The organism is Pseudomonas nitroreducens (genome assembly GCF_024170165.1).
Lineage (GTDB): Bacteria > Pseudomonadota > Gammaproteobacteria > Pseudomonadales > Pseudomonadaceae > Pseudomonas > Pseudomonas nitroreducens_C.
On sequence record NZ_JALJXP010000003.1, the window covers coordinates 1 to 18,369 of the forward strand.

General features: G+C 64.5%; 16 protein-coding genes. 5 read left to right on the forward strand and 11 right to left on the reverse strand.

Translation table 11 applies throughout. The features are described from left to right. Positions 1-481 precede the first annotated feature (481 nt). On the forward strand, positions 482-745 hold the full coding sequence (locus J2T47_RS06980) for a DUF2790 domain-containing protein (RefSeq protein ID WP_024766324.1): 264 nt from the start codon (positions 482-484) through the stop codon (positions 743-745). Positions 746-822: 77 nt separating this feature from the next. Here J2T47_RS06980 and J2T47_RS06985 read toward each other — a convergent pair whose 3' ends face one another. Next, a complete protein-coding gene (locus J2T47_RS06985) occupies positions 823-2,145 on the reverse strand; it encodes a phospholipase (protein ID WP_253443877.1) in 1,323 nt (440 codons plus the stop codon). 221 nt (positions 2,146-2,366) lie between these two features. On the opposite strand from J2T47_RS06985, the gene J2T47_RS06990 reads away from it, so the two are divergent. Further along, the gene (locus tag J2T47_RS06990) at positions 2,367-4,031 is read left to right on the forward strand and encodes an MFS transporter (RefSeq protein WP_253443915.1); all 1,665 of its coding nucleotides are present in this window, start codon (positions 2,367-2,369) and stop codon (positions 4,029-4,031) included. A 58-nt stretch (positions 4,032-4,089) separates the two neighbouring features. Here the strand turns inward: J2T47_RS06990 and J2T47_RS06995 are convergent, their stop codons facing one another. Continuing rightward, positions 4,090-5,427, reverse strand: a complete 1,338-nt coding sequence (locus tag J2T47_RS06995) for a DEAD/DEAH box helicase (protein WP_253445089.1) — start codon at positions 5,425-5,427, stop codon at positions 4,090-4,092. A gap of 144 nt (positions 5,428-5,571) precedes the next feature. On the opposite strand from J2T47_RS06995, the gene J2T47_RS07000 reads away from it, so the two are divergent. From J2T47_RS07000 to J2T47_RS07010, 3 genes are all read left to right on the forward strand, one after another. Further along, complete coding sequence (locus J2T47_RS07000) at positions 5,572-6,144, forward strand: dihydrofolate reductase family protein (RefSeq protein WP_301295426.1); 573 nt, start codon at positions 5,572-5,574, stop codon at positions 6,142-6,144. Continuing rightward, positions 6,141-6,545: an NUDIX hydrolase gene (locus tag J2T47_RS07005; protein WP_253443921.1), complete on the forward strand. Its 405-nt coding sequence runs from the start codon at positions 6,141-6,143 to the stop codon at positions 6,543-6,545. Before J2T47_RS07000 ends, J2T47_RS07005 begins: the two co-directional genes overlap by 4 nt. A gap of 343 nt (positions 6,546-6,888) precedes the next feature. Next, a complete protein-coding gene (locus tag J2T47_RS07010) occupies positions 6,889-7,497 on the forward strand; it encodes a C40 family peptidase (RefSeq protein ID WP_253443924.1) in 609 nt (202 codons plus the stop codon). Between the two features lie 54 nt (positions 7,498-7,551). Here the strand turns inward: J2T47_RS07010 and rarD are convergent, their stop codons facing one another. The 9 genes from rarD to serC all read right to left on the reverse strand — a co-directional run bounded on the left by rarD (position 7,552) and on the right by serC (position 18,367). Next, a complete protein-coding gene (gene rarD / locus J2T47_RS07015) occupies positions 7,552-8,448 on the reverse strand; it encodes an EamA family transporter RarD (protein ID WP_253443927.1) in 897 nt (298 codons plus the stop codon). Further along, the gene (locus tag J2T47_RS07020; RefSeq protein ID WP_253443930.1) at positions 8,445-9,314 is read right to left on the reverse strand and encodes a carboxylate/amino acid/amine transporter; all 870 of its coding nucleotides are present in this window, start codon (positions 9,312-9,314) and stop codon (positions 8,445-8,447) included. The genes rarD and J2T47_RS07020 overlap by 4 nt, the downstream gene beginning before the upstream one ends. A 140-nt stretch (positions 9,315-9,454) precedes the next feature. Next, complete coding sequence (rpsA, locus tag J2T47_RS07025; protein ID WP_017517968.1) at positions 9,455-11,137, reverse strand: 30S ribosomal protein S1; 1,683 nt, start codon at positions 11,135-11,137, stop codon at positions 9,455-9,457. A gap of 396 nt (positions 11,138-11,533) precedes the next feature. Continuing rightward, positions 11,534-12,223, reverse strand: a complete 690-nt coding sequence (gene cmk / locus J2T47_RS07030) for a (d)CMP kinase (RefSeq protein WP_253443933.1) — start codon at positions 12,221-12,223, stop codon at positions 11,534-11,536. Further along, positions 12,223-14,448 (reverse strand): bifunctional prephenate dehydrogenase/3-phosphoshikimate 1-carboxyvinyltransferase, encoded by a 2,226-nt coding sequence (locus J2T47_RS07035; protein ID WP_192431903.1) that lies wholly within the window; start codon positions 14,446-14,448, stop codon positions 12,223-12,225. The genes cmk and J2T47_RS07035 overlap by 1 nt, the downstream gene beginning before the upstream one ends. Next, the gene (gene hisC, locus J2T47_RS07040; protein WP_253443936.1) at positions 14,441-15,553 is read right to left on the reverse strand and encodes a histidinol-phosphate transaminase; all 1,113 of its coding nucleotides are present in this window, start codon (positions 15,551-15,553) and stop codon (positions 14,441-14,443) included. Before hisC ends, J2T47_RS07035 begins: the two co-directional genes overlap by 8 nt. A gap of 26 nt (positions 15,554-15,579) precedes the next feature. Further along, entirely contained in the window at positions 15,580-16,185 is a 606-nt protein-coding gene (gene cysC, locus J2T47_RS07045; RefSeq protein ID WP_253443939.1) for an adenylyl-sulfate kinase, read from the reverse strand. Continuing rightward, positions 16,185-17,282, reverse strand: a complete 1,098-nt coding sequence (gene pheA, locus J2T47_RS07050; protein ID WP_015478144.1) for a prephenate dehydratase — start codon at positions 17,280-17,282, stop codon at positions 16,185-16,187. Before pheA ends, cysC begins: the two co-directional genes overlap by 1 nt. After that, positions 17,282-18,367: a 3-phosphoserine/phosphohydroxythreonine transaminase gene (gene serC, locus J2T47_RS07055; protein WP_253443943.1), complete on the reverse strand. Its 1,086-nt coding sequence runs from the start codon at positions 18,365-18,367 to the stop codon at positions 17,282-17,284. Before serC ends, pheA begins: the two co-directional genes overlap by 1 nt. Positions 18,368-18,369 lie beyond the last annotated feature (2 nt).

The following is an 18,369-nucleotide window of genomic DNA, read 5'->3' on the forward strand; positions in this document are numbered from 1 at the left end:
GTCCTATTCTTATTTCTCTTATTCTTTTCTTTTGTTTATTTTGCGGTGTTTTACCCCACCCCCCCCCCCGCCTATACAGCGGCGCGGGCCCCGGGGGGGAGGGGCCCCTTGCGCAGAATTTCACTTCAAGCAGACTCCGTCCGCGATGATCTCCGGCGCGCCGCGGACCAATCGCGGACGGAGTCCGCTCCTACGCATCCTGCAACCCCGCCGCGAATCCGCCAAACCTGCGACAGCCTGCCGCAACACCACCCCTGAAACCCGCGCCACGCCTGGATTATTGCCTCTGAGTACGAAGTCTTGTTGGCGCCTGGATATATGACTAAGGTCAGGCAAATCCTATTATTTCCGTGCTGTTACAGCGCGCGCCGCAACACCACCCAAGACCCGTAAATCATTCCCCAACGCTTCCCGATGCAGCCATGAGCTGAACGTCACGGACCCGTCACGTCCGGACTCCGGGAACAAGGCAGGTAAATTCATGAAAGCTGTAGTCATCCTGGCCATGCTGGGCTTCTCTTCGCTCGCCCTGGCCGAGCAGGTGAACGCCGCCGACCAGGCGCCAAGCGCGGCCGTGGAGCAGTACACCTACGACATGAAACTGGACGTCGCCCACGTCATCTCGACCACCGACGTATCCAACGAATGCGGCATCGTGCCGGCACGCATGACCTACGAAGACACTCAGGGTCAGCGCCACACCGTCGAATACCAGGTGTGGGGCAACGGCTGCTCCGGCGGCTAGGCAATTTGCGCACTCCCGCCGCGGCCCACGCAGCCCCGGCGGGAATGCCTACCCTCTTCTCCTACAGCCTCAGGCTGTCACGGCTGCAAGGCCGCCTTCGCGATATTGCGACTGTGCGCGCCGAAGTGCCGGATCAATTGCAGAATCTGTTCATCCAGCGCCTCATCGTGGCGGAACGGCTCCGGTGAGTTCCCCGCGCTGAAATCCCCCGCCGGCGCCTTCTCGTTATCCAGCCAATGGCCGATCGCCGCATCGAACGCCGCCGCATGAGCATGGGACTCGCTCGCCACCACCTCGCGCAGGTACTGGGCCGAATACGGTGGATAAGTGCCATCCGTGCTCACATCCGCATAGGCCGCCAGCAACGGCGACTGCCCGCCCAGGCGCAGCGTCTCGCGCAGCCAGTCCACCTGATAACGCTCCACGCCCGTATGCCGGTCAGCCACGCGCTGGATCGCCGCCTGCTTGTCGGCATCGAAACCGGCCATGGACTTGCCCGCCGTCCACAGCATGCTGGCGGTGGTCTCGCCCGGCAGCGGCGTCGAGTGGTAGGGCTGGGTCATGTCCTGGATGTAGTGCATCGCCCAGCCAAGGAAACGGTAGCCCCAGTACGGATGCCCCTTCTCGAAGGCGAAGCGTGCCAGGCCATAGAACTGGTAGGCGCGCCACTCCGGCCAGTTGCGCTCCAGGTAGGGCGCACCGGCGTAGATGACCGCGTCTTCGTGATAGAAGCCCATGTGGAAAGGCGCCTGGGAGCTGAACTCGTAGCGCGGATCGCCGAACGGCTGGGTGCCGAAGCCATAGCGCTGGCCGGCTTCGCCGGGGTTGTCGCTGAACAGGTTGATGTCGTGGCCGAAGTCCGGCTCGTCGGCGGCGCTGGCCAGCACGTCCAGCGCGGGGATCTTCTCCCCCGCCTGCAACTGCACGAAACGCCACTGGTTCCAGCCGGAAAGATTGCGGAACACCAGCACGTCCGACGGCTGCAGGGCTGCATGCTTCTGCAACAAATCGCTCGGCAGCTCACTGCCCGGCGGCGGCTGCACGGCGGTGGCCAGCTTGATCTCGGGATTCAGGCGCAACGCCATGAGGAAGGCCTTGCGCAGGTCATCGCGGCCGTCTGTGGTCAGACGCAGATCATCCGGGCGCGGCGGGTACTGGCGGAAGTGCTCGCGGGCATAGGCCTCCTGCTCGTCCAGCAGCGCCACCAGGCCGGCACGCTGCTGGCTGAGGAAGCTTTCCAGCGGCTCCACCTCGACCTCCGACGCCTGGGCGACTGCCGGCAATTGCTGCAGGGCGACGTAGCTGCCCAGGGTGTGATTGGACCAGGCCCAGAGGCTTTGCGGCAGGGCCAGCAGGCCCGCCAGCAGGCAGGTGGGCAGACAGGTGGAAAGTCGCTTCATCGGCTCTTCGCTCTTCTTGGACAGTGCAATGCGGAAAATGCCGACGCAGCCTAACAATCCAGAGCCACGCCGGCACTGTCGAAGCTTGCCAGCGCGTGTCACCGATAACGCCATCGCTGACCATCATCAATGGCGCGAACCGCCCCAGCCACTACACTTGCCCGGCATGGAAAGGCACCGGTTGCGCGCGCGTGCCGGCCACTCGAAATAAGGGCGTCCCCATGCTGCAGTCCGTTTCACCCAAGCAAGACCTTCCCCTCAAGCCCGATCCAGCCGAACCCCGCAGCGGCGTCCTCGCCCCCTTCAGCATCGCCGCGTTCCGCATCATCTGGATCTGCAACCTGTTCGCCAACCTGGGTACCTGGGCGCAATCGGTCGCCGCCGCCTGGGTGGTCACCGAGGCCCACGCCAGCCCGTTGATGGTGGCGATGATCCAGGTCGCCTCGGCGTTGCCGCTGGTCCTGCTGTCAATCATGTCCGGCGTGCTGGCCGACAACCACGACCGCCGCAAGATCATGCTGGTGGGCCTGACGGTGGAGCTCTCCGGCGCCGCGCTGGTGACGGTGCTGGCGTTCATGGGGTACCTCGACCCATTGATGCTGATCGTGTCCATCCTCTGGCTGTCGCTGGGCAGCTCGATCACCATCCCCGCCTGGCAAGCCGCGGTGAACGAGCAGGTGCCGCCGCGCATGCTCGGCGATGCGGTGCTGCTCAACAGCGTCAACTACAACGTCGCCCGCGCCGTCGGCCCGGCCATCGGCGGCCTGCTGCTGTCGGCCACCGGGGCTTCCTGGGTGTTCCTGTTCAACTGCCTCTGCTACGCCGCGCTGATCTGGGCGATCTGGCAATGGCGCCGCGACGTGCCCAAGCGCACCCTGCCGCCGGAACACATCTTCGAAGGCGTGATCGCCGCCCTGCGCTTCACCCAGTACTCCAGCGTCACCCGCCTGGTGATGCTGCGTTCAGCGGTGTTCGGCCTCTCCGCCAGCGCCGTGTGGGCGCTGTTGCCACTGCTGGCGCACCGCAACCCGGACGGCAGCGCCTCGGTATACGGCTACATGCTCGGCGCGCTGGGTCTGGGGGCGATCGTCGCCAGCACCATGGTGAGCAAGGCGCGGCAGTGGCTGGGCAGCAGCCGGCTGATCAGCTTCGCCGCTGCCACGCTTGCCGTGGTCATGCTCATCCTCGGCTGGGTCGACAACCTCTGGGTGATCTTCCCCGCGCTGGTACTGGGCGGCGCCTGCTGGATCGCCGCGGTGGCCACCTACAACTCCGCCGTACAGATCCTCGTGCCCGACTGGGTCAAGGCCCGCGCCCTGGCGCTGTACCAGACCGCGATCTACGGCGGCCTGGCAGCCGGCTCCTTCCTCTGGGGGCATTTCGCCGAAACCATGGGGGTGCAGGGCGCGCTGATTGCCGCCGGTTGCCTGCTGCTGGTTTCGGTGGCGCTGCTCTACAACTCCCGGCTGCCGGAGCTGGATTCGACCAGCATCGCCCGCGCACCGGGCGGCATGCCCGGGCAGCCGACCTTCGTGTTCAACCCCGAGCGCGGCTCGGTGCTGGTCTCCATCGAGTACCGGATCCCCGCCGAGCGCACCCGTGACTTCGTCCGCTCCGCCAAACCGCTACGCCGCCTGCGCCTGCGCAACGGCGCGGAACGCTGGGCGCTGTACCGGGATGTGAGCAACCCGGAGGTCTGGCAGGAACTGTTCCTGGTGGACAACTGGATCGGCCACCTGCGCATGCTCGACCGCCTCACCCTGGAGGACAAGACCATCATCGACAACGTCACCAGCCTGCATGTGGGTGACGCCCCGCCGGTGATCCGTCACGGCGTGAGCTACGAATCAGGCAGCTACGAGGCGCCGCCGGAGACCCTCGGCTAGCGGCGCACAAACAAAAACGCCTCCCGGTGAGGGGAGGCGTTTCAGAGGAGACGAAGGCTTATTCCGCCGCCGGCTTCTTGCGCTTGAGCGGCGCCAGGCCATCCTGGCTCACGACCTTCGACGGACCTGCCTTGCGCTTGGCAGCGGGTTTCTTCTTCGCCGCCGCCTTGCCACCGGCCTTCTTCGCATCGTCCTTTTTCTTCTTGGTGCCGGCCGCCTTGCCGGAAGCCTTGACCTTCTTCGGCCCCTTGTAAGTGGCCTTCAGCTCGTTGATGACCCGCAGCTCGAAGCGCAGCTTGAGGTAGCGCTCGATGCTCGACATCAGGTTCCAGTCGCCATGGCCCACCAGCGAGATCGCCGCACCCGCGGCGCCTGCACGACCGGTACGGCCGATGCGGTGCACGTACTCGTCGCCGCGACGCGGGATGTCGAAGTTGATCACCAGGTCCAGGCCGTCGACGTCCAGGCCGCGTGCGGCCACGTCGGTGGCGACGAGGATCTTCACCGCCCCCTGCTTCAGGCGCTCGATGGCCAGCTTGCGGTCCTTCTGGTCCTTCTCGCCATGCAGCACGAAGACCTTGTGGCCGGCAGCGATCAGGCGGCCGGTCAGACGGTCGGCGGCGACGCGGGTGTTGGTGAAGACGATGGCCTTCTCGTAGGTCTCGTTGGCCAGCAGCCACTGCAGCAGCTGTTCCTTGTGGCCAACGTGGTCGGTCAGGATCACCTGCTGGCTGACATCCTCGTTCAGCTCGCTGACGCGGTTGAGCTGCAGGACCTCAGGCTCGCGCAGAACCTTCTCGACCATCTCGTGCAGGCCGCTGCCGCTGGTGGCGGAGAACAGCAGGGTCTGGCGCTCGGTCGGGCACTGCGCGGCGAGCTTGAGCACGTCCTCGGAGAAGCCCATGTCGAGCATGCGGTCGGCTTCGTCGAGGATCAGCACTTCGACGTCGCCCAGCGGCAGGTTGCCGGCGTTGAACTGCTCGTTCAGGCGACCCGGGGTGCCGATGATGATCTCCGGGTTCTTGCGCAGACGCGCACCCTGCACCTTGAAGTCCTCGCCGCCGGTGATGAGGCAGGCCTTGATGTAGGTGAACTGGGCGAAGCGCTCGACTTCCTTGAGGGTCTGCTGGGCCAGCTCGCGGGTCGGCAGCAGGATCAGCGCGCGGGCGCCGCTCTTGGGCTTCTCCTCGGCGAGCAGGCGGTTGAGCAGCGGCAGCAGGAAGGCGGCGGTCTTGCCACTGCCGGTCTGCGCCGTCACCCGCAGGTCGCGCCCCTCCAGGGCCTTCGGAATGGCCGCGGCCTGGACCGGGGTCGGCTCGGTGAAGGACAACGAATCGAGCGCCTTGAGCAGGCGTTCGTGGAGGGCGAATTGGGAGAACAAGGCAGACCTCGATATCACGTAAAGACCAAATAGCTGCATAGCTTAATGTTTGCCGAGCCGGCGCGCTGGAAATATTGCCGCCAACCGCGGCGCACACCCCGCCGCGTCAATAACCCGACAAACGTAGCGGCGGCGGACCAAAGGCGATGCCATGCTCTGATGGGCCTGACAAAAAGGAGAATACAGGTGCCATCGACTCTCATTTATTACGTGTCAGCCAGCCTCGACGGCTACATCGCCCGCCCCGACGGCAGCGTCGACTGGCTCGAAGGCTACGGCAGCGAAGCCGACGACCATGGTTACAACGCCTTCTATGCCGGCATCGACGGGCTGCTCATGGGCCGCGCCACCTACCTGTTCTGCCTGAAGCAAGAACAGTGGCCCTATCCGGACAAGCCTGCGCTGGTGATGACCCGCTCCAACCACCTGTCCAAGGCCGCACCGCAAGTCGAGCTGGAGCACTACGCGCCGGTCGACGCGATCGCCTCGCTGGAAGCACGCGGCTGCGAGCGCATCTGGCTGGTGGGCGGCGGCAGCCTGGCGGGCAATTTCCTCGCCGGAGGCTTGCTCGACGAAGTGATCGTCAGCATTATTCCGCACCTGCTCGGCGCCGGCATTCCCCTGTTCAGCATCGGCCTCGAGCAACGCCTGCAGCTGCTGGAGCAGCGCAGCTTCCCCAGCGGCATCGTGCAGATGCGCTACCAGGTTCTCAAGGAAACGCCCTCGCCATGACCGCCACCATTCGTATCGCTGCCGCCTGCCTGCTGGATGAAGCCGGACGCCTGCTGCTGGTACGCAAGCGTGGCACCCAGGCCTTCATGCTGCCCGGCGGCAAGCACGAGCCCGGCGAAACATCGGTCCAGGCCCTGCTGCGTGAACTGGGCGAAGAGCTCGACCTGCACCTGACAACTTCCGCGCTGACCCCGCTCGGCCACTTCCAGGCCAAGGCGGCCAACGAGCCGGACATGCGCGTGGACGCGCAGGTCTACGTCGCCGCCCTGCCCCACACCGTCCAGCCCGCCGCCGAGCTGGAAGAACTGGCCTGGCTGGACCCTGCCGGCGACTACCCGCACAACCTCGCCCCGCTGCTGCGCGAGCAGGTTCTTCCCGCTCTGCTGGCCCATCTGGGCTGATTCGTTCGGCTCAAATACCTGCATTTCGTCGGGTTTTTCCTTAAGAAGCCTTAAGCGACTGGCTTCTGGCTAGTACTCCGTCAGTTTTCCGCCGTCAGGCCGAGAGCCCCGCTGTATAGGGCTTCCGGCTATAAGGTCAGGCCATGACTGATGCGTCGGAGCACATGTCACGCCGCGTCCTACAAGTCACAAGGGAAAAGTCAGAATCGACAGACGGTACGAACTGTCATGAAAAGTCGTTCAGAATGCGTGGAATTTTTGAGCGGACCAAGGGAAACCACGCCGACAACCATGGCGATCCAGCGGAGTCTGGGCGATATCAACCAGCAAGAAGACATGCCGAATGCGAAGTACCCTTTTGACATGCCTTTCCATAGGCTTGGCGACTTTCTTGGTCGCCACCGAGGCTACCGCCTCCTACAAGATCACGCGCACCTATCAACCCGCCCCGGTTGACCTCCGCGTCCCGGTCCAGGGCAGCGCCCTGCTGACCTTCAACGCCAAGCAGCCGGTCCAGCAGACCAAGAGCGAGGCGCACCAGGTTACCCAGCGTGCCTACAGCATGATCGGTACGCCTTACCGCTGGGGCGGCACGTCGCCCAAGCGCGGCTTCGATTGCAGCGGCCTGGTGAACTACGTGTTCCAGAACGTCGACGAAGTCGACCTGCCGCGTACCGCGCAGCAGATGTTCAGCATGCGCGGCAACTCGAAAGTGGCGCGTGATGACCTGCAGCCCGGCGACCTGGTGTTCTTCCGCATCCACAACCGCCGCAATGTCGACCACGTGGGCATTTACGTCGGCGACAACCAGTTCGTCCACGCGCCGCGCCGTGGCCAGAAGGTCCGCGTCTCCGACCTGGGTGGCGACTACTGGAAGAAGCACTACACCGCTGCCCGCCGCATCCTGCCGGAAACCCTGGCCAAGGCCGACGTCGGCGGTCGCTTCGACTGACGTCGAGCGCTCTCCCCTGGCGGGAGAGCGCTTGTCCCGCTCCTCTCCCTTCGCTTACAGGCCGCGACGCGCCTGTCGGCGCAGCAGTCGCGCGCTATCCCAACCGGTCAGCAACACGGCGATCCAGATCGGCCCGTAGGTCCAGATCTGCGCCGGGCTGAACGCCTCGCCCAGGAACAGCACGGCGATGGCGAACAGCAGCACCGGCTCGACGTAACTCAGAATCCCGAACAGCCCCATGGGCAGCAGCCGGCTGGCGGCCATCATCGCGCCGAACGCCAGCGCACTGATCAGCCCCAGGATCGGCAGCAACGCCCACAGGCGCGGCACCTCCTCCAGCACCTTGCCGCAATCGGTTATCCACAGGGTCGCCAGGGCGAACGGCAGCAGCACGATCATCTCGAAGACGAAGCCCGACAGCGAATCCACCGCCATCTTGCGGCGCAGCATGAAGTACGGCGGATAGCCCAGCGCCGTGATCAGGGTGAACCAGGAGAATGCTCGGGTCAGCCACAGCTCGTGCAGCACGCCTGCCAGCGCAAAGGCCACGGCGATGCCCTGCAGCGTGGTCAGGCGCTCGCCGTAGAACACCCGGCCGCAAAGCACCATGGTCAGTGGCAGCAGGAAGTAGCCCAGCGACAGCTCGAGCGTGCGCCCGACCATGGGTGCCCAGATGAACACGCCCCACTGGATCAGCATCATCGCCGCCGTCAGCGGGAAGCACGCCAGCAACCACGGCTCACGCAACAGGCGCCGGCCCGCGTCGCGCAGCACGCCGCCCTGACGGGTGAACAGCACCAGCAGCAGAACCATGGGAATCGACCAGACCACCCGGTGCGCAATCACCTGGATGCTGGTCAGCGGCTCCAGCGAGTGGATGTATCCCGGCAGGGTCACGAACAGCACGGAAGACGCCAGGGACAGCGCTACGCCACGCCCGGAGATGTTCATGCGAGGCGCTCCTTATGACGGCGCAGGCCGAAATGGTTGACGCCCAGCGACGCGACGATCACCGCACCACCCAGCGCCAGGCGCGGAAGATCAGCGGCCTCGTTCCAGATCAGCAGGTTGATCAGCAGCCCCACGGGCACGTGCAGATTATTCATCACCGCCAGGGTGCCGGCATCCACCAGGGTGCCCCCCTTGTTCCACCAGAACTGCCCCAGCGCGGTGGCCAGCAGGCCCATCCACACCAGCACGCCCCATTGCAGGTCGGTCGTTGGCAGCTTCTGCGGATTGCCGAACAGCAGCCAGCCCGGCAAGGCGATCAGCAGCGCACCGACGAAGAAGTAGCCGAAGCGACGGTATTGCGGGATCTCCGAGGGATAGCGCTGCACCAGGTGCTTGTAGAACACCTGCCCCGCGGCGAAGGTCGCGTTGGCCAGTTGCAGCAGCAGGAACCCCTGGATGTAGTCGCCGCTGACGCCGTCGTAGCGAATGATCCCCGCGCCCAGCACCGCCACGGCCGCCGCCAGCAGCGCCCAGGCGTTGAAGCGGCGGTTCAGCGCGTCATCGATCAGTGCCACATGCAGCGGCGTCAGCACGGTGAACAGCAGCACTTCCGGCACCGTCAGCACACGGAAACTCTGGTACAGGCAGACATAGGTAATGCCGAACTGCAGCGCGCCCGCCAGCATCACGCCGGCGATGAAGCGCGGTTCGACACCGCGCCAGCGAGTCAGCGGCAGGAACACCAGGCCGGCCAGTACCACGCGGGTCAGCACGGCAAAATAGCTGTCGACCTGCCCGGCGAGGTATTCGCCGATCAGGCTGAAGGAGAACGCCCAGAGGACGGTGACGAAAAGCAGATAAGGCATGGAAAGGGCGACCGGAACGGGGCAGGCAACATAGCGCCAGTCTCAGCGTAGAGAAAGCACTGCGCGCCCGCGCCCTGCAAAAGGCAGAAACGAAAAAGGGCGACCGAAGTCGCCCTTTTCCTTGGATGGTGAATCAGGGATTAGCCCTGGTTCTCCATCTGAGCACGGATCAGATCACCGATGGTGGTCGGACCAGTGTTTTCTACGTCTTGCTTGGTGCGCAGTTCTTTCATCGCATCTTTCTCGTCATCAACGTCTTTCGACTTGATGGAGAGGGAGATGACGCGGCTCTTACGGTCGATGCTGATGATCTTGGCTTCGACTTCTTCGCCTTCTTTCAGAACGTTGCGAGCGTCTTCAACGCGGTCACGGCTGATTTCGGAGGCTTTCAGAACGCCTTCGATTTCGCCGCCCAGGCTGATGACAGCGCCTTTGGCGTCGACTTCTTTCACGGTGCCGCGAACGATGGTGCCTTTCTCGTTGAGCGAGGCGTAGTTGGAGAACGGATCGTCTTCCAGCTGCTTGATGCCCAGGGAGATGCGCTCGCGCTCCGGATCAACGGAGAGGATGACGGTTTCCAGCTCGTCGCCCTTCTTGAAGCGGCGAACGGCTTCTTCGCCAACTTCGTTCCAGGAGATGTCGGACAGGTGAACCAGACCGTCGATGCCGCCTTCCAGGCCGATGAAGATACCGAAATCGGTGATCGACTTGATGGTGCCGGAGATCTTGTCGCCCTTGTTGAAGCGGCCGGAGAAGTCTTCCCACGGGTTGGACTTGCACTGCTTGATGCCCAGGGAGATACGACGACGCTCTTCGTCGATGTCCAGAACCTGAACTTCCACTTCGTCGCCAACCTGAACGACTTTCGACGGGTGGATGTTCTTGTTGGTCCAGTCCATTTCGGAGACGTGTACCAGGCCTTCCACGCCCTCTTCCAGCTCGGCGAAGCAGCCGTAGTCGGTGAGGTTGGTGACGCGCGCGGTAACGCGGGTGCCTTCCGGGTAACGAGCCTTGATGGCAACCCATGGGTCTTCGCCCAGTTGCTTCAGGCCCAGGGATACGCGGTTGCGCTCGCGGTCGAACTTCAGAACCTTGACATCGATCTCGTCGCCAACGTTGACGATTTCCGACGGATGCTTGATACGCTTCCAGGCCATGTCGGTGATGTGCAGCAGACCATCGACGCCGCCCAGGTCAACGAACGCACCGTAGTCGGTGAGGTTCTTGACGATACCTTTGACCTGCTGGCCTTCCTGCAGCGATTCCAGCAGAGCTTCGCGCTCGGCGCTGTTTTCGGCTTCCAGGACGCTGCGACGGGAAACGACAACGTTGTTGCGCTTCTGGTCCAGCTTGATGACCTTGAACTCGAGCTCTTTGCCTTCCAGGTGAGTGGTGTCACGCACCGGACGCACGTCGACCAGCGAACCCGGCAGGAACGCGCGGATGCCGTTGACGTCGACGGTGAAGCCACCCTTGACCTTGCCGTTGATGACGCCTTTGACCACTTCGTCGGCAGAGAAAGCAGCTTCCAGAACGATCCAGCTCTCGGCACGCTTGGCTTTTTCGCGGGACAGCTTGGTTTCACCAAAGCCATCTTCTACCGCGTCCAGCGCAACGTGGACTTCGTCACCCACATTGATGGTCAGCTCGCCCTGTTCGTTGTAGAACTGCTCGACCGGGATGACGCCCTCGGATTTCAGACCGGCATGGACGGTGACCCAGTCACCATCGATGTCGACCACGATGCCGGTGATGATTGCACCCGGCTGCATGTCGAGGGATTTCAGACTTTCTTCAAAGAGTTCTGCGAAGCTTTCGCTCATGTCTATACCTGTAGTCAAAGGCTTGTAAGCCCGATTCCGCGCCACCAGCAGACACGGTCAAGTGATGAAAAAGAAGCCAGCGGGATCAAGACTGGTATCCCGCCGGCCCCCTGTTGCATCCGCGAAATACGGATGCTCCACATTCAGATTTTGGGGGAACGTTTCGCTCAATGTGGGCGAAACCCTCCCGATATAAGGTCTGGAATGGTAGCAACGGATCCCGATTGCGTCAATCGGCACCCCGGCTTCCAACACGCTTCGCGACTCCAGCCTCAAGCGTTTATTTTCGCCCAGCCTCGGAAATTGGGAGAACCGCCCGTCAGATCCCTCCTGCGGACATCCTTACCCAAAAAGAAAAATCCCCGGCACGGCCGGGGATTTTCGTTTCCCGATCGACTAGTCGGCCAGGCCCAGACGCGAAACCTCGGCGAGGATGCTGTCCACCACTTCGTCGATGCTCATCGAGGTGGAGTCCACCAGGATGGCGCCTTCGGCGGGCTTGAGCGGAGCGACGGCACGCTGGCTGTCACGCTCGTCGCGGGCGCTGATTTCCTCGGCGAGCTGTGCCTGGTCGCTGTCGATGCCCTTGCCCTTGAGCTGCAGGTAGCGGCGACGGGCGCGCTCCTCGGCGGAAGCGGTGAGGAAGATCTTCAGCGGGGCGCCGGGGAAGACCACGGTGCCCATGTCACGACCGTCGGCCACCAGGCCCGGCGCTTCGAGGAAGGCGCGCTGGCGCTGCAGCAGCGCATCACGTACCGCCGGCAACGCGGCGACCTGCGAGGCGCCGGCGCCGACCTGCTCGGTACGGATCACATCGGTGACGTCTTCGCCTTCGAGGATGATGTGCTGGCCCTGCCCGCCCTTGGCGTGGGTGAACTGCACATCCAGGTGAGCGGCCAGGACCTTGAGGGCTTCCTCGTTGGTCAGGTCGATGCCGTGGTTACCGGCGGCGAACGCCAGCAGGCGATACAGCGCACCGGAGTCCAGCAGATTCCAGCCCAGGCGCTTGGCCAGCAGACCGGCGACGGTGCCCTTGCCCGAACCGCTGGGGCCGTCGATGGCGAGGACCGGCCATTCGCCATTCATCAGTTCTTCTCCTCGGCGACACGGATGCCGGCGCCGGACGCCAACCCGAGGAAGTTCGGGAAGGAAGTGGCGACGTTGGCGCAGTCGTGGATGCGGATCGGCGCGCCGGCACGCAGGGACGCCACGCTGAAGGACATGGCGATACGGTGGTCGCCGTGGCTCCAGACTTCACCGCCGCCGTAGCTGCCACCGTCGATGATGATGCCGTCCGGGGTCGGCTCGCACTTCACGCCCAGGGCCAGCAGGCCGTCGGCCATGACCTGGATACGGTCGGATTCCTTCACCCGCAGCTCTTCTGCCCCACGCAGGACGGTGCGGCCTTCGGCATTGGCGGCAGCGACGAAGAGCACCGGGAACTCGTCGATGGCCAGCGGCACCAGGTCTTCGGGGATGTCGATGCCTTTGAGCTTGGCCGAACGCACACGAATGTCGGCAACCGGCTCACCGCCCACTTCACGCTGGTTTTCCAGGGTGATGTCGGCGCCCATGAGCTTGAGGATGTCGATGACGCCGGTGCGAGTCGGGTTGATGCCGACGTGCTCCAGGGTCAGGTCGGACCCTTCGGCGATGCTCGCGGCGACCAGGAAGAAGGCCGCCGAGGAAATATCGGCCGGGACCTCGATCGAAGTGGCGCTGAGCTTGTGGCCGGACTCGACACGGGCCGTGGCGCCTTCGACGTCGACCGGGTAGCCGAAGCCGCGCAGCATGCGCTCGGTGTGGTCGCGGGTCGGCGCCGGTTCGGTGGTGGAGGTTTCACCCGCGGCATAGAGGCCGGCGAGCAGCAGGCAGGACTTCACCTGAGCGCTGGCCATCGGCATGTCGTAGTGCATGCCGGTGAGTTTCTGGCCGCCACGGATGGTCAGCGGCGGACGGCCTTCGGGGCCGGTCTCGATCACCGCGCCCATTTCGCGCAGCGGCTTGGCGACACGGTTCATCGGGCGCTTGGACAGCGAGGCATCGCCGGTCAGGGTGGTATCGAATGGCTGGGCGGCGAGCAGGCCGCTGAGCAGGCGCATCGAAGTGCCGGAGTTGCCCAGGTAAATCGGGCCGGGCGGGGTCTTCAGGCCGTGCAGGCCGACACCGTGAACGGTCACGCGGCCGTGGTGCGGGCCTTCGATGACCACGCCCATGTCGCGGAACGCCTGGATGGTGGCAAGGGCGTCTTCACCCTCGAGGAAGCCTTGCACCTCGGTCGTGCCCTCGGCGAGGGAGCCGAGCATGATCGAGCGATGGGAAATGGACTTGTCGCCCGGTACGCGAACACGTCCGGAGAGGCGGCCACCCGGCTGGGCCAGGAAAATCAGGTCATTGTTGTGCATGGCGTCCACATAGGCCCGGCGGGCCAGGATTTTGCTGAAATGCTCGCGGGCAACCCGGGCGCGGGTGAAGACGCCCATCAGTTGTTGCCCGTCCCCTTTATCGACGGCCTCGCGCAGATCATCGAGGTCGTCACGGAATACATCGAGGATGCGCAGCACCGCCTCGCGGTTGGCGAGGAAGATGTCGTGCCACATCACCGGGTCGCTGCCGGCGATCCGCGTAAAGTCGCGGAAACCACCAGCGGCGTAGCGGAAGATCTCCAGATTCTCGCTGCGTTTGGCCAGCGAGTCGACCAGCGTGAAGGCCAGCAGGTGCGGCAGATGGCTGGTGGCGGCGAGGACTTCGTCGTGGTGTTCGACGGCCATCTGCTCGACATCCGCACCCAGCTCGCGCCAGAGGCTTTCGACGCACTGGATCGCGTCCGCGTCGGCATTATCCAGCGGAGTGAGGATGACTTTATGACGGCGGAACAGTTTTGCGTTCGCCGCTTCCACCCCGCTCTGCTCGGAGCCGGCGATGGGATGGCCGGGCACGAAGCGCGCCGGCATGCCGCCGAACACCGCTTTCGCCGCACGCACCACGTTGCCCTTGGCGCTGCCAACATCAGTGAGGATCGCGTTGCCGATGTCGAGGGTGGCGAGCTCGCCGAGGACCTTCTCCATGGCCAGGATCGGCACGGCGAGCTGGATCACGTCAGCCTCGCGGCAACCGGCGGCGAGGCTTTCCTCGCAGCGGTCGACCACGCCCAGTTCCACCGCCAGACGACGGGTCTGCGGATCGCGGTCGACACCGACCACTTCCTCGAACAAGCCCTTCTCACGAATACCCTTGGCGAAGGAGCCGCCAATCAGGCCGAGCCCCACCACCACCAGGCGGCGCAGCTTGTGCGGCTGGACATCAGGCACGGGCGAGCACCTTGGCCAGCGCTTCGAGGAAGCGGGCGTTCTCGGCCGGCAGGCCGATGGAGATGCGCAGGTGCTGGGGCATGCCGTAGCCGCCCACCGGCCGGACGATCACGCCCTCGGCGAGCAGGGCCTGGTAGACCGGGCCGGCATCGCGCTTGAGGTCCACGGCGATGAAGTTGCCCTTGGAGGGAATCCATTGCAGGTCCAGCGCGCGCAGGCCGTTTTCCAGCTGGGCCATGCCTTCGTCGTTGATGCGCTTGCCTTCGGCCAGGTACTGCGCGTCATCCAGCGCGGCGCAGGCGGCGGTCAGGGCCAGGCTGTTGACGTTGAACGGCTGGCGCACGCGGTTGAGCACATCGGCGACCTGCGCCGAGGAGATTGCGTAGCCGACACGCAGCGACGCCAGGCCATAGGCCTTGGAGAAGGTGCGCGAGACCAGCAGGTTCGGGTAGCGCCCCAGGTACTTCAGGCCATCCGGCAGCTCTTCGCCTTCGGCGTACTCGATGTAGGCCTCGTCGAGCACCACCAGGACGCTCTCCGGAACCTTCGACAGGAAGCGCTCCAGCGCGTCCGGGCCGAACCAGGTGCCGGTGGGGTTGTTCGGGTTGGCGATGAAGACCACGCGGGTATTGGCGTCGATGGCCGCCAGCATGGCTTCCAGGTCATGGCCCCAGTCTTTCGCCGGCACGACCTTGCCCTGAGCGCCGACCGCCTGGGTGGAGATCGGGTAGACGGCGAAGGCGTACTGGCTGAACACGGCGTTCAGTCCGGGAGCCAGGTAGGCGCGGGCCACCAGGTCGAGGATGTCGTTGGAGCCATTGCCCAGGGTGACCTGCGTGGTCTCGACGCTGCAGCGGGCGGCCAGGCGGCTCTTCAGTTCGAAACCGTTGCCATCGGGGTAGCGGGTCAGCTCGGCCAGCTCGGCACGGATGGCGTCGAGGACCTTCGGGCTGGGGCCCAGCGGATTCTCGTTGCTGGCCAGCTTGACGATGCCTGCGGGGTCGAGCTTCAGCTCGCGGGCCAGTTCATCGACCGGCTTGCCCGGCACATAGGGGGAAAGTTTCTGCACGCCCGGCTGGGCCAGGGCAAGGAAATCACAGCTCATGGGGCATCTCTCTCGAGTGGGGCCGCTCAGAAGGCGTCGATGTAGCCGGCGGTCACCATGTAATTGCAGATGCGGTCGACAGCTTCCTCGACCGACAGCTTGGAAGTGTCGATGGTCAGTTCGGCGGCCACGGGCGATTCGAACGGCGAGTCGATACCGGTGAACTGTTTGAGCTCACCGGCGCGCGCCTTGCGATAAAGCCCCTTGGGGTCGCGGTCTTCGCACACACTCAAAGGAGTGGAGACATGAACCTCGACGAAACGATCAGGCAACAGCGCGCGAACAAGCTCACGATCAGCCCGGAACGGCGAGATGAAGGCGGCAATGGCGATCAGCCCCGCATCCACCATAAGCGCACCGACCTCTCCGACCCGACGGATGTTCTCGCTGCGATCCGCGGCACTGAAGCCCAGATCGCGGTTCAGCCCGTGGCGAAGATTATCGCCATCGAGCAGGTACGTATGCCGCTTTGCTGCGTGCAGCCGATGATCCAGCGCATCGGCCAGCGTCGACTTCCCCGAACCGCTGAGTCCCGTCAGCCATATCAGGCACGAACGCTGGCCCTTGATACGGGAACGGTCATCACAATCGATCGCCAGCGACTGCCAGCGAATATTGCGGCGTTTGGGCATCAGAGTACGGCCTTCGGGTACGAGCCCAGCACCTTCAGGGCAACGGCTTCGCTGTTGATCTTTTCCAGCACGTCCTTGATCAGCGGGTCCTTGTGGTGGCCGACGAAGTCGATGAAGAACACGTAGGTCCACTTGCCGCTGCGCGACGGACGGGTCTCGATGCGGGTCAGGTCGATGCCGTTGTTGTGGAACGGCACCAGCAGCTCGTGCAGCGCACCCGGCTTGTTGCGCATGGAGACGATGATGGAAGTCTTGTCGTCGCCGGTGGGCGGTACTTCCTGGTTGCCGATCATGAGGAAGCGCGTGGAGTTGTCCGGGCGGTCCTCGATCTTCTCGTGCAGCTTGTCCAGGCCGTACAGGCTGGCCGCCATGTCGCCGGCAATCGCCGCGCTGTTCCACTCGCTCTTCACCCGCTTGGCGGCGTCGGCGTTGCTCGAAACCGCCACGCGCTCGACGTTCGGGTAGTGCGCGTCCAGCCACTTGCGGCACTGGGCCAGGGACTGGGCGTGGGAATAGATGCGGGTGATGTTGCTGGTCTTGGTGTTCTCGCCCACCAGCAGGTGGTGGTGGATGCGCAGCTCGACCTCGCCGCAGATCACCATGTCGTGCTCGAGGAAGCTGTCGAGGGTGTGGTTGACCGCGCCCTCGGTGGAGTTCTCCACCGGCACCACGCCGAAGTTCACCGCACCGGCGGCGACTTCGCGGAACACTTCGTCGATGGCCGCCATCGGCGTGCTGATCACCGCATGGCCGAAGTGCTTGAGCGCCGCGGCCTGGGTGAAGGTGCCTTCCGGGCCGAGGTAGGCCACTTTCAGCGGCTGCTCCAGGGCCAGGCAGGAGGACATGATCTCGCGGAACAGACGAGCGACTTCCTCGTTGTCCAGCGGGCCCTTGTTCAGCTCCATGATGTGCTTGAGCACCCAGGCCTCGCGCTCGGGCCGGTAGAACACCGGCTTCTCGCCTTCGGGCAGGGCAGCCATCTTCACCCGCGCCACGTCGGTGGCGCAGCGGGCGCGTTCGCTGATCAGCTCGAGGATCTTCTCGTCGAGGCTGTCGATGCGTACGCGCAAAGCCTTGAGCTGGTCAGCGTCGCTCATCAGCCGTGCTCCTTCTCGAACTCGGCCATGTAGCCGACCAGGGCTTCGATGGCGTCCAGGCCCAGGGCGTTATAGATGGAGGCACGCATGCCGCCCACCGAACGGTGGCCTTTCAGGTTGAGCAGGCCGCGCGCGTCGGCGCCTTCGAGGAAGGCCTTGTCGAGCTTCTCGTCGGCCAGGCGGAACGGCACGTTCATCCAGGAACGGGCGCTGGGCTGGATCGGGTTGGTGTAGAAGTCGCTGTTGTCGATGAAGCCGTACAGCATGTCCTTCTTGGCACGGTTGCGCTGCTCCATGGCGTCGACGCCGCCCTGCTCCTTCAGCCATTCGAAGACCAGGCCGGAGAGGTACCAGGAGTAGGTAGCCGGGGTGTTGTACATGGAGCCGTTATCGGCGGCGACCTTGTAGTTGAGCATGGTCGGGCAGATGCTGCGGGCGCGGCCCAGCAGGTCTTCGCGAACGATGACCACGACCAGCCCGGACGGGCCGATGTTCTTCTGCGCGCCGGCGTAGATCAGGCCGAACTTCGACACGTCGGTCGGGCGCGAGAGGATGTCCGAGGACATGTCCACCACCAGCGGGACGTCACCGACTTCCGGAATCCAGTCGAATTCCAGACCGCCGATGGTCTCGTTGGACGCGTAGTGCAGGTAGGCGGCGTCCCTGGACAGGTTCCATTCGTTCTGCCCGGGGATGGCGAAGTAGTCGTACTGGGATGCGCTGGCAGCCACGTTGACGTTGCCGTAGCGGCGAGCCTCTTCGATGGCCTTCTTCGACCAGATGCCGGTTTCCACGTAGTCCGCCACGCCGTCTTCGGGCAGCAGGTTCAGCGGGATCTCGGCGAACTGCTGGCTGGCGCCGCCCTGCAGGAACAGCACCTTGTAGTTCGACGGCACGCCCATCAGGTCGCGCAGGTCCTGCTCGGCCTTCTCGGCGATGGCCACGTAGTCGTCGCTACGGTGGCTCATTTCCATGACCGACAGGCCCTTGCCCTGCCAATCCAGCAGCTCGGCGCGGGCGCGCTCCAGCACCTCGGTGGGAAGCGCCGCGGGACCGGCGCAGAAGTTATAGGCTCGCTTGCTCACAT

Coding starts and splice junctions, on each gene's coding strand:
- J2T47_RS07005 (WP_253443921.1), top strand. CDS start 6,141: ATGACCGCCACCATTCGTATCGCTGCCGCCTGCCTGCTGGATGAAGCC.
- J2T47_RS07000 (WP_301295426.1), top strand. CDS start 5,572: ATGGGCCTGACAAAAAGGAGAATACAGGTGCCATCGACTCTCATTTAT.
- cysC (WP_253443939.1), bottom strand. CDS start 16,185: ATGCCCAAACGCCGCAATATTCGCTGGCAGTCGCTGGCGATCGATTGT.
- J2T47_RS06990 (WP_253443915.1), top strand. CDS start 2,367: ATGCTGCAGTCCGTTTCACCCAAGCAAGACCTTCCCCTCAAGCCCGAT.
- rpsA (WP_017517968.1), bottom strand. CDS start 11,137: ATGAGCGAAAGCTTCGCAGAACTCTTTGAAGAAAGTCTGAAATCCCTC.
- pheA (WP_015478144.1), bottom strand. CDS start 17,282: ATGAGCGACGCTGACCAGCTCAAGGCTTTGCGCGTACGCATCGACAGC.
- J2T47_RS07020 (WP_253443930.1), bottom strand. CDS start 9,314: ATGCCTTATCTGCTTTTCGTCACCGTCCTCTGGGCGTTCTCCTTCAGC.
- J2T47_RS07010 (WP_253443924.1), top strand. CDS start 6,889: ATGCGAAGTACCCTTTTGACATGCCTTTCCATAGGCTTGGCGACTTTC.
- J2T47_RS06980 (WP_024766324.1), top strand. CDS start 482: ATGAAAGCTGTAGTCATCCTGGCCATGCTGGGCTTCTCTTCGCTCGCC.
- rarD (WP_253443927.1), bottom strand. CDS start 8,448: ATGAACATCTCCGGGCGTGGCGTAGCGCTGTCCCTGGCGTCTTCCGTG.
- cmk (WP_253443933.1), bottom strand. CDS start 12,223: ATGAATGGCGAATGGCCGGTCCTCGCCATCGACGGCCCCAGCGGTTCG.
- J2T47_RS06985 (WP_253443877.1), bottom strand. CDS start 2,145: ATGAAGCGACTTTCCACCTGTCTGCCCACCTGCCTGCTGGCGGGCCTG.
- hisC (WP_253443936.1), bottom strand. CDS start 15,553: ATGAGCTGTGATTTCCTTGCCCTGGCCCAGCCGGGCGTGCAGAAACTT.